Source organism: Streptomyces rimosus subsp. rimosus (assembly GCF_000720725.1).
Taxonomy (GTDB): Bacteria; Actinomycetota; Actinomycetes; order Streptomycetales; family Streptomycetaceae; genus Streptomyces; species Streptomyces rimosus_A.
On record NZ_JOCQ01000182.1, the window covers coordinates 1 to 7,970 of the forward strand.

The window sequence follows — 7,970 nt, forward strand, 5'->3', positions numbered from 1 at the left end:
AACAGCCCAGTCAGCCCGACCCGCCCCGCCGACCCGGCGCGCCGCGCCCGCCCGGGTGTCCGACCGCCCGCGCTACGACCTGCGGCCCGGCACCCCGGACGTCTCCGCCTTCCCGCGTGCGGCCTGGCTGGCGGCGTCCCGCCGCGCGCTCACCGCGGCGCCCAGTGAGGCGTTCGGTTACGGGCCGCCGCTCGGCCGCCCTGAGCTGCGTACCGTGCTCGCCGACTACCTGGCCCGCGCCCGCGGCGTACGCACCGACCCGGAACGCATCCTGATCTGCACCGGCTTCATGCAGGGCCTCGGACTGCTCGCCCGCGTCCTGCGGGACTCGGGCATCCGCGGGATCGGCACCGAGGCGTACGGCCTCCACTTCCACCGCGACGTGCTGACACGCGCCGGGCTGCGTCCCGTACCGCTGCCGGTCGACGAATTCGGCGCGGATACAGAGCAGTTGGGCCACCTGCAGGGCGTACGAGCCGCCCTGCTCACCCCGGCGCACCAGTTCCCCACCGGCGTACCGCTGCACCCCGACCGCCGCGCCGCCGTCATCGACTGGGCGCGCTCCGCCGGCGGCCTGGTGCTGGAGGACGATTACGACGGCGAATTCCGCTACGACCGGCAGCCTGTGGGTGCGGTTCAAGGGCTCGATCCCGACCGGGTCGCCTACCTCGGCACCGCCAGCAAGAGCCTCGCCCCGGCGCTGCGGCTGGCCTGGATGGTGCTGCCGGACCACCTCGTGGACCCGGTCCTCGCCCTCAAGAGCACGGGCGAGTGGCAGACCGGCGCACTGGAACAGCTGACCCTCGCCGAATTCCTCACCTCGGGCGCGTACGACCGGCATGTGCGCGGGATGCGACTGCGGTACCGGCGGCGGCGTGATCAGCTCGTCGGCGCGCTGGCCGAGCAGGCGCCGCACATCAGGGTCAGCGGCATCGCGGCCGGGCTGCACGTCGTCCTCGAACTGCCGCCCGGCACCGAGCAGTCCGTCGTGCAGGCCGCCCGCTGGCAGGGACTCGCGCTGGAGGGGCTGGGAGCCTTCGCGCACCCCGAGGCGGCGGGTGGCGCGCCGCCTCGCGATGCTCTGGTCGTGGCGTACGGCAGGCCGCCGGAACACGGGTTCGCGGGTGCGCTGGAGGCGCTGCTACGGGTGCTTCCGCCCCCGTCGTAGATCGTTGGCGGTGGGACTACGGATGCTCCCGCGCGCCCCGTGGACCGCTGGCGGCGGGCTCCGCCGCTGAATCGGGACCCCCGGCCGCCGCCCCCGCCACCTCCGGCGCCTCCCCGAAGCGTGCCAGCGCCAGCGCGCCCAGTACCGCCAGTGCGAACCCGGCGAAGCCCAGCGGCGCCAGTCCGGCCCGGGTGCGGTCGCCGAGCCAGACGATACCGATCAGCGCGGGGCCCAGCGTCTCGCCGATGACCATGCCCGCCGTGGCCGCCGTCACCGAGCCGCGCTGGAGGGCCGAGGTCAGCAGCAGGAAGGCCGCACCGCCGCCGATGAGCAGGGCGTAGGTGGCGGGGTTGGAGAGGAGGGGCGCGGGTGACAGGTCGGGGATCAGGCGTACGGCCACCTCTACGACGCCGAAGCCGAAACCGGCGCCGAGGCCCAGCGCCGCCGCCCGCGCCCGGTCGGGCAGCCGCCCGGCCAGCGCGCCGGACGCCAGGATCGCCAGGGCGACGGCCAGCACACCGAAGCGCAGGCCGGTCGAGCCCGTGCCCTTCCCCTCCGCGCCCGAGGCGAGCCCCAGCATGGCGAGCCCGCCGCAGACCACCGCCACGGCCGTCCACTCGGCGCGGCTGAGCCGCACGTGCAGCAGCGGTACGGCGACGACCGCGGTCACGGCCAGGCTGGCGGCGAGGGCCGCGCCCACTGCGTAGATCGGCAGCGAGCGCAGCGCGACCAGTTCGAGGAGGAAGCCACAGCCGTCCAGGGCCAGGCCGAGCAGGTAACGCCACTGGCGCAGGACGCGTAGCAGCAATCTGGGGTCCACGCCGGATCCCGAGCCGGTCCCGGGCGCGGTGGCGCGGGCCGCCACCGCCTGAAGGACCGACGCCGTACCGAAGCAGACCGCCGAACCGAGCGCACAGAACATCCCAATCAGCACACATCGACTGTAGGTGGACGGCCTGTCGCAGGCCCGTTGCGGCCCCCGGCACGGTGGCCTTTAGGCTGACCTGGCTGAAAACTGTTGCCACGGATGTACGGGGGAAAACAGGGATGGCGGAACAGACGAAGGCCCGGCGGCGGCTGCGGTCGAGCACGGTGGTCCTGGGCAGCATGGGCGCGCTCGCGGCGGCCCTGACCTCCTGCGGCTCGGAGCCCGACAAGCGCTGCGTCGACCGGAACAGCTACGACGCGGTCAAGGGCTACCGGGTCGTCGACTCCAAGGCATGCAAGAGCGGGAGCGGATCGAGCGGGACCGGCAGCACGGGCGGCACCGGATCGTCGGCAGGCAAGAACGGCGGCACCGCGGGCCGCGGGCAGAAGAAGGTCGACGGCCAGTGGTACTACGGCTCCGACGGCAACGGCCGGTACGCCGACTCCGGCACCTTCAACCACAGCACGGCCGTCAACCGCGGCGGCTTCGGCTGCTCCGGCTCCAGCGGCGGGTGACGGCGGTGCGGCGGACGAGGGACCTTCCGTGAAGCGGCACACCACACAGCCCCGCCCCGGCTGGCAGCAGACCGTCGAGGCGCAGGGCCTGATCTACCCGCTGACCCGCTACCCGGACGACTCGCTGCGCCCGTACTGGGACGAGAGCGCGTACTACTCCTTCACGCTGCCCGAGGTCGAGGCGTTGGAGGAAGTCGTGGAGGAACTGCACGGCATGTGCCTGGCCGCGGCCGCGCACATCGTCGAGCACCGGCGCTTCGCCGACCTCGGCATCGACGACCCGCGGCTGGCGGACCTGGTCGCCGAGTCCTGGCGGCGGCGGGCCGAACTGCCCACGCTGTACGGGCGGTTCGACCTGCGGTACGACGGTACCGGCCCGGCCAAGATGCTGGAGTACAACGCCGATACGCCGACCTCGCTGGTCGAGGCGGCGGGACCGCAGTGGTTCTGGATGGAGGAACGGTTCCCCGGCGCCGACCAGTGGAACTCGCTGCACGAGCGGCTGGTCGAGGCCTGGCGCAAACAGGCCAGGCTGCTGCCGCCGGGCGCGCCCGTGCACTTCGCGCACTCCGCGGGCGACGAGCTGGGCGAGGACCTGATGACCGTCGCCTATCTGGAGGAGACGGCACGGCAGGCCGGTCTGGAGACGGTGGCGATACCGGTCGAGGAGATCGGCTGGGACACCCTCTCGGGGAGGTTCGTCGACCAGCGGCTTCGCTTCATACGGGCCTGTTTCAAGCTGTATCCGTGGGAGTGGCTGGCCACCGACGCGTTCGGCCCGCACGTCCTGGACACCCTCGACAACGGCGGCGGCACCGGCACCACCCTGTGGATCGAGCCGGCCTGGAAGATGCTGCTCTCCAACAAGGCGCTGCTCGCGATCCTGTGGGAGCTGTACCCGGGCCACCCGAACCTGCTGCCCGCCTACCTCGACGGGCCGCGCGAACTGGCGGACGGACCGGACGGTCCCGGGTACGTGGCCAAACCGCTGCTCGGCCGCGAGGGCGCCGGCGTCACCGTCCACCAGCCGGGCGCGGCCCCCGTCGTACGCGAGGAGCCGTGCTGCTACCAGGAGTTGGCCCCGCTGCCCGACTTCGACGGCAACCGGGTGGTGCTCGGCGCGTGGGTCGTCGAGGACGAGTCGGCGGGGCTCGGCATCCGGGAGTCGGCGGGGCTGGTCACGGACGAGTACGCGCGGTTCCTGCCGCACGTGATCCTGTGAGGCGCGCCCCGTAGCAGGGGCGGCGCCCCACGGTCACCCGCCCAGCACCGCCCGCAGCTGATCCAGCCCCCAGTCCAGGTCGTCCTTGCCGATGACCAGCGGGGGCGCCAGCCGGATCGTGCTGCCGTGGGTGTCCTTGACCAGCACGCCGCGCTCCATGAGCCGCTCGGAGATCTCCCGGCCGGTGCCCAGGGCCGGGTTGATGTCGATCCCGGCCCACAGGCCGCGCCCGCGCACCGCGTCCACCGCGCCGCCGCCGGTCAGCAGCCCCAGCTCGTGGTGCAGGTGCTCACCCAGCTCCCGGGCGCGCTGCTGGTACTCGCCGGTCCGCAGCATCGCCAGGACCTCCAGCGCCACCGCGCAGGCCAGCGGGTTGCCGCCGAACGTCGAGCCGTGCTCACCCGGCCGGAACACACCCAGCACCTCGCGCGAGGAGACCACCGCCGACACCGGCACGATGCCGCCGCCCAGCGCCTTGCCGAGCACGTACATGTCCGGCACCACGCCCTCGTGCTCACAGGCGAAATCGGCGCCGGTGCGGCCCAGGCCGGACTGGATCTCGTCCGCGATGAACAGGACGCCGCGCTCGCGGGTTACCCGCCGTACGCCCGGCAGGTAGCCGGGCGGCGGCATCAGCACGCCCGCCTCGCCCTGGATCGGTTCTAGCAGCACCGCGACCGTGTCCTCGTCCACCGCGTCCTCCAGCGCCGCCAGGTCGCCGTACGGGACGATCTCGAAGCCCGGGGTGTACGGGCCGTAGTCGGCGCGCGCCTCCGGGTCGGTGGAGAAGGAGATGATCGTGGTCGTGCGGCCGTGGAAGTTGTTGTCCACCACGACGATCTTCGCCCGGCCGGCCGGGACGCCCTTGATCCGGTAGCCCCACTTGCGGGCGGTCTTGACCGCCGTCTCGACCGCCTCCGCGCCGGTGTTCATCGGCAGCACCATCTCCATGCCGCAGAACTCGGCGAGCCGCGCGCAGAAGTCGGCGAACCGGTCGTGGTGGAAGGCGCGCGAGGTGAGGGTCACTCGCTCCAGCTGCGCCTTGGCCGCGTCGATCAGCCGGCGGTTGCCGTGCCCGAAGTTGAGTGCCGAGTACCCGGCGAGCATGTCCAGGTAGCGCTTGCCCTCCACGTCCGTCATCCAGGCCCCCTCGGCGGAGGCCACGACGACGGGGAGCGGGTGGTAGTTGTGGGCGCCGTGTGCCTCGGCGGTGGCGATGCTGCGTTCCGTGGACGTCGTAGGGGTCACCATTGACTCCGTTCGGTATGCGGGCGATCCCGGGAGAATTCATCCCGTTGGCCGGACGGTATGCGAAGAAAGGTTGCGCCGCACACCCCCCGTTAGACTGGCCCCGCGCATCGCGACTGGCGTACGGGGAAGCGACCTCGGGGGAACGGTGCGCGGCCGTCGCACGACGGCCCACCACGAGGTGCCGCCCTGCCTGGGCACCCGGGGAGCACGACCGGAAAGCCGTACGAGACCGATCGCCCCGGAGGACCCCATGAGCCGTCCCCTGTCCCATCCCGCCCTCTCCGCCGCCGACCCCGAGCTGGCCGCCCTGGTCGGCGCCGAAGAACGCCTCCAGGGCGAGACGCTGCGCCTGATCCCCTCCGAGAACTACGTCTCCACCGCGGTGCTCGAAGCCACCGGCACCGTCCTGCAGAACAAGTACAGCGAGGGATACGCGGGCCGTCGCTACTACGAAGGCCAGCAGAACATCGATCTTGTCGAGCGGCTGGCGATCGACCGCGCCAAGGCCGTCTTCGGCACCGAGCACGCCAACGTCCAGCCGTACTCCGGCTCGCCCGCCAACCTCGCCGTCTACCTGGCCTTCGCCGAGCCCGGCGACACGGTCATGGGCATGTCGCTGCCGATGGGCGGCCACCTCACGCACGGCTGGGGCGTCTCGGCCACCGGCAGGTGGTTCCGCGGCGTGCAGTACGGCGTACGGGCCGACACCGCCCGTATCGACTTCGACGAGGTGCGCGACCTCGCCCTCAAGGAGCGCCCGAAGCTGATCTTCTGCGGCGGTACGGCCGTGCCGCGCACCATCGACTTCGCGGCCTTCGCGGAGATCGCCCGCGAGGTGGACGCGGTCCTGGTCGCCGACATCGCGCACATCGCCGGGCTGGTCGCGGGCGGCGCCCACCCCTCGCCGGTGCCGCACGCCGACGTCATCTCCACCACCACCCACAAGACGCTGCGCGGCCCGCGCGGCGCGATGCTGATGTCCCGCGAGCAGTTCGCGAAGCCGCTGGACAAGGCGGTCTTCCCGGGCCTCCAGGGCGGCCCGCACAACCACACCACCGCCGCCATCGCGGTCGCCCTCCACGAGGCCGCCCAGCCGTCCTTCCGCGACTACGCGCACGCCGTCGTCGCCAACGCCCAGGCCCTCGCCGAACAGCTGCTGGCCCGCGGCTTCGACCTGGTCTCCGGCGGTACGGACAACCACCTCATCCTGATGGACCTCACGCCCAAGGAGGTCCCCGGCAAGGTCGCCGCGAAGGCCCTGGACCGGGCCGGGATCGTCGTCAACTACAACACCGTCCCGTACGACACGCGCAAGCCGTTCGACCCGTCCGGCATCCGCATCGGCACCCCCTCGCTGACCTCGCGCGGCCTGGGCACCGAGCACATGCCGCAGATCGCGGACTGGATCACCCGGGGCGTCGAGGCCGCGGGCGCGGGCGACGAGGACGCGCTCACCACGGTCCGCGCCGAGGTCGCCGAGCTGATGGGCGCCTATCCGGCGCCGGGGCTGGTGGCCGACCCGTCCTGACCGGCCGCAGGGGGAGGCGGGCCGGTCAGCTGCGGTCCGCCGCCCCGAGGTCCCGGCCCGGCCGTACCGGAAGCTCCGCGACGCTGTTGCCCACGAACGTGGGCAGCGGTCGCAGCTCCGCCTCCGGCACGGCCAGGGCCAGGTCCGGGAAGCGGGTGAACAGCGCGCGCAGGGCGATCCGCGCCTCCAGACGGGCCAGCGGCGCGCCCGGGCAGACATGCGGTCCGTGGCCGAAGGACAGGTGCCGGACGGCGGGCCGCCGCGTCACGTCGAACCGGTCCGCGTCCGGCCCGTACGCCTCCGGGTCGCGCCCGGCCGCCGCGTACGAGGCGAGCACCGGCGTCCCCCGGGGGATCACCGTGCCGCCGACGTCCAGGTCCCGGGTCGGGTAGCGGAACGGGAAGTGGGCCACGGGGCTGTCGTGGCGCAGCGTCTCCTCGACCACGTCCGCCCAGCCGGCCCGCCCCTCGCGGACCAGCGCGAGCTGGTCGCGGTGGGCGCACAGGGCCCGTACCGCGTTGGTGATCAGGTTGAGCGTGGTCTCGTGCCCGGCGACGATCATCAGCAGCAGGGTGCCGGTCAGCTCCCGTTCGCTCAGCCCGCTGGCGGACTCCTCCCGCCGCGCGGCGATCAGCGCGCTGGTCAGGTCGTCGCCCGGAGCCGCGCGGCGGGCCGCCACCACCTGCCCGAGCACCGCGATCAGCTCCCGGTTGGCCGCCAGTGCCGCCTCCGGGCCGATGGCGGTGCTCACGACCAGCCCGGACAGCTCGTGCAGCCGGTCCCGGAACTCCTCGTCCACGCCGAGGAGTTCGCAGATCACGCGCATGGGGAGCGGGTAGGCGAAGGCGTGCCGGAGATCGACCGTGCCGTCGGCCGCGGCATGGTGCGCCAGCCCGTCCAGCAGCTCGGCGGTCAGCCGCTCCACACGTGTACGCAGCTCCGCCACCCGCCGGGGCGTGAGCGCCCTGGCGACCGGCTCCCGCAGGCGCCGGTGATCCGCCCCGTCGGCCGTCGTCATCCCGTCCACGGTGGCGAAGGTGGCCAGCGGCCAGCCGGGCGGGATGCGCCCGTCGCGCAGCGCCGCGAAGTGACGGGCGTCCTTGGCCACTTCCGGGTGGGAGAGGAAGGCGCGCAGGGCGTGGTGGCGGGTGATCGCGTAACCGGGGACGCCGCCGGGGAGCAGGACGGGGGCGGCGGGACCGTGGGCGCGAAGGTGCGCGTCGGTTTCGGACCGATCCGGGGTGGTGGGGGGGAGGGGGCAGGGCGAGGGCGGCCGGTCGGCTGCGGGCATGGGCTAAGGGTGGAAGGTAGGGGGGGGTGGGGACAGGGGGCGGACAAGCCCCGGGCCGGACGTCACC

At 73.4% G+C, this 7,970-nt stretch carries 7 protein-coding genes; 4 read left to right on the forward strand and 3 right to left on the reverse strand.

All coding sequences use genetic code 11. The annotated features are described in order from the left end of the window. Positions 1 to 1,168 (forward strand): aminotransferase-like domain-containing protein (locus IH45_RS0141745; protein ID WP_030682038.1); only part of this gene is annotated, 1,168 nt, incomplete at its 5' end. 16 nt (positions 1,169 to 1,184) lie between these two features. Here IH45_RS0141745 and IH45_RS0141750 read toward each other — a convergent pair. Then, positions 1,185 to 2,090 (reverse strand): membrane protein, encoded by a 906-nt coding sequence (locus IH45_RS0141750; RefSeq protein WP_030682040.1) that lies wholly within the window; start codon positions 2,088 to 2,090, stop codon positions 1,185 to 1,187. Between the two features lie 125 nt (positions 2,091 to 2,215). Here IH45_RS0141750 and IH45_RS0141755 point away from each other — a divergent pair, with 125 nt between their 5' ends. Together IH45_RS0141755 and IH45_RS0141760 are read left to right on the forward strand one after the other, a co-directional pair. Continuing rightward, positions 2,216 to 2,611 carry a hypothetical protein gene (locus IH45_RS0141755; RefSeq protein WP_030682042.1) on the forward strand — a complete coding sequence of 132 codons (396 nt, stop codon included), beginning with the start codon at positions 2,216 to 2,218 and terminating at the stop codon, positions 2,609 to 2,611. 28 nt (positions 2,612 to 2,639) lie between these two features. Beyond that, positions 2,640 to 3,833: a glutathionylspermidine synthase family protein gene (locus IH45_RS0141760; RefSeq protein WP_030682045.1), complete on the forward strand. Its 1,194-nt coding sequence runs from the start codon at positions 2,640 to 2,642 to the stop codon at positions 3,831 to 3,833. Positions 3,834 to 3,866: 33 nt separating this feature from the next. Here IH45_RS0141760 and rocD read toward each other — a convergent pair whose 3' ends face one another. After that, the gene (gene rocD, locus IH45_RS0141765; protein ID WP_234440889.1) at positions 3,867 to 5,081 is read right to left on the reverse strand and encodes an ornithine--oxo-acid transaminase; all 1,215 of its coding nucleotides are present in this window, start codon (positions 5,079 to 5,081) and stop codon (positions 3,867 to 3,869) included. 253 nt (positions 5,082 to 5,334) lie between these two features. On the opposite strand from rocD, the gene IH45_RS0141770 reads away from it, so the two are divergent. Beyond that, positions 5,335 to 6,612 (forward strand): serine hydroxymethyltransferase, encoded by a 1,278-nt coding sequence (locus IH45_RS0141770; RefSeq protein WP_030682049.1) that lies wholly within the window; start codon positions 5,335 to 5,337, stop codon positions 6,610 to 6,612. A 25-nt stretch (positions 6,613 to 6,637) separates the two neighbouring features. Here the strand turns inward: IH45_RS0141770 and IH45_RS0141775 are convergent, their stop codons facing one another. Next, positions 6,638 to 7,903 carry a cytochrome P450 family protein gene (locus tag IH45_RS0141775; protein WP_030682052.1) on the reverse strand — a complete coding sequence of 422 codons (1,266 nt, stop codon included), beginning with the start codon at positions 7,901 to 7,903 and terminating at the stop codon, positions 6,638 to 6,640. Between the last annotated feature and the right edge of the window lie 67 nt (positions 7,904 to 7,970).

What these genes read in the sequence shown, in the direction of transcription:
- IH45_RS0141750 (WP_030682040.1), bottom strand. Translation starts at nt 2,090, where the DNA reads ATGTTCTGTGCGCTCGGTTCGGCGGTCTGCTTCGGTACGGCGTCGGTC.
- IH45_RS0141755 (WP_030682042.1), top strand. Translation starts at nt 2,216, where the DNA reads ATGGCGGAACAGACGAAGGCCCGGCGGCGGCTGCGGTCGAGCACGGTG.
- IH45_RS0141770 (WP_030682049.1), top strand. Translation starts at nt 5,335, where the DNA reads ATGAGCCGTCCCCTGTCCCATCCCGCCCTCTCCGCCGCCGACCCCGAG.
- IH45_RS0141775 (WP_030682052.1), bottom strand. Translation starts at nt 7,903, where the DNA reads ATGCCCGCAGCCGACCGGCCGCCCTCGCCCTGCCCCCTCCCCCCCACC.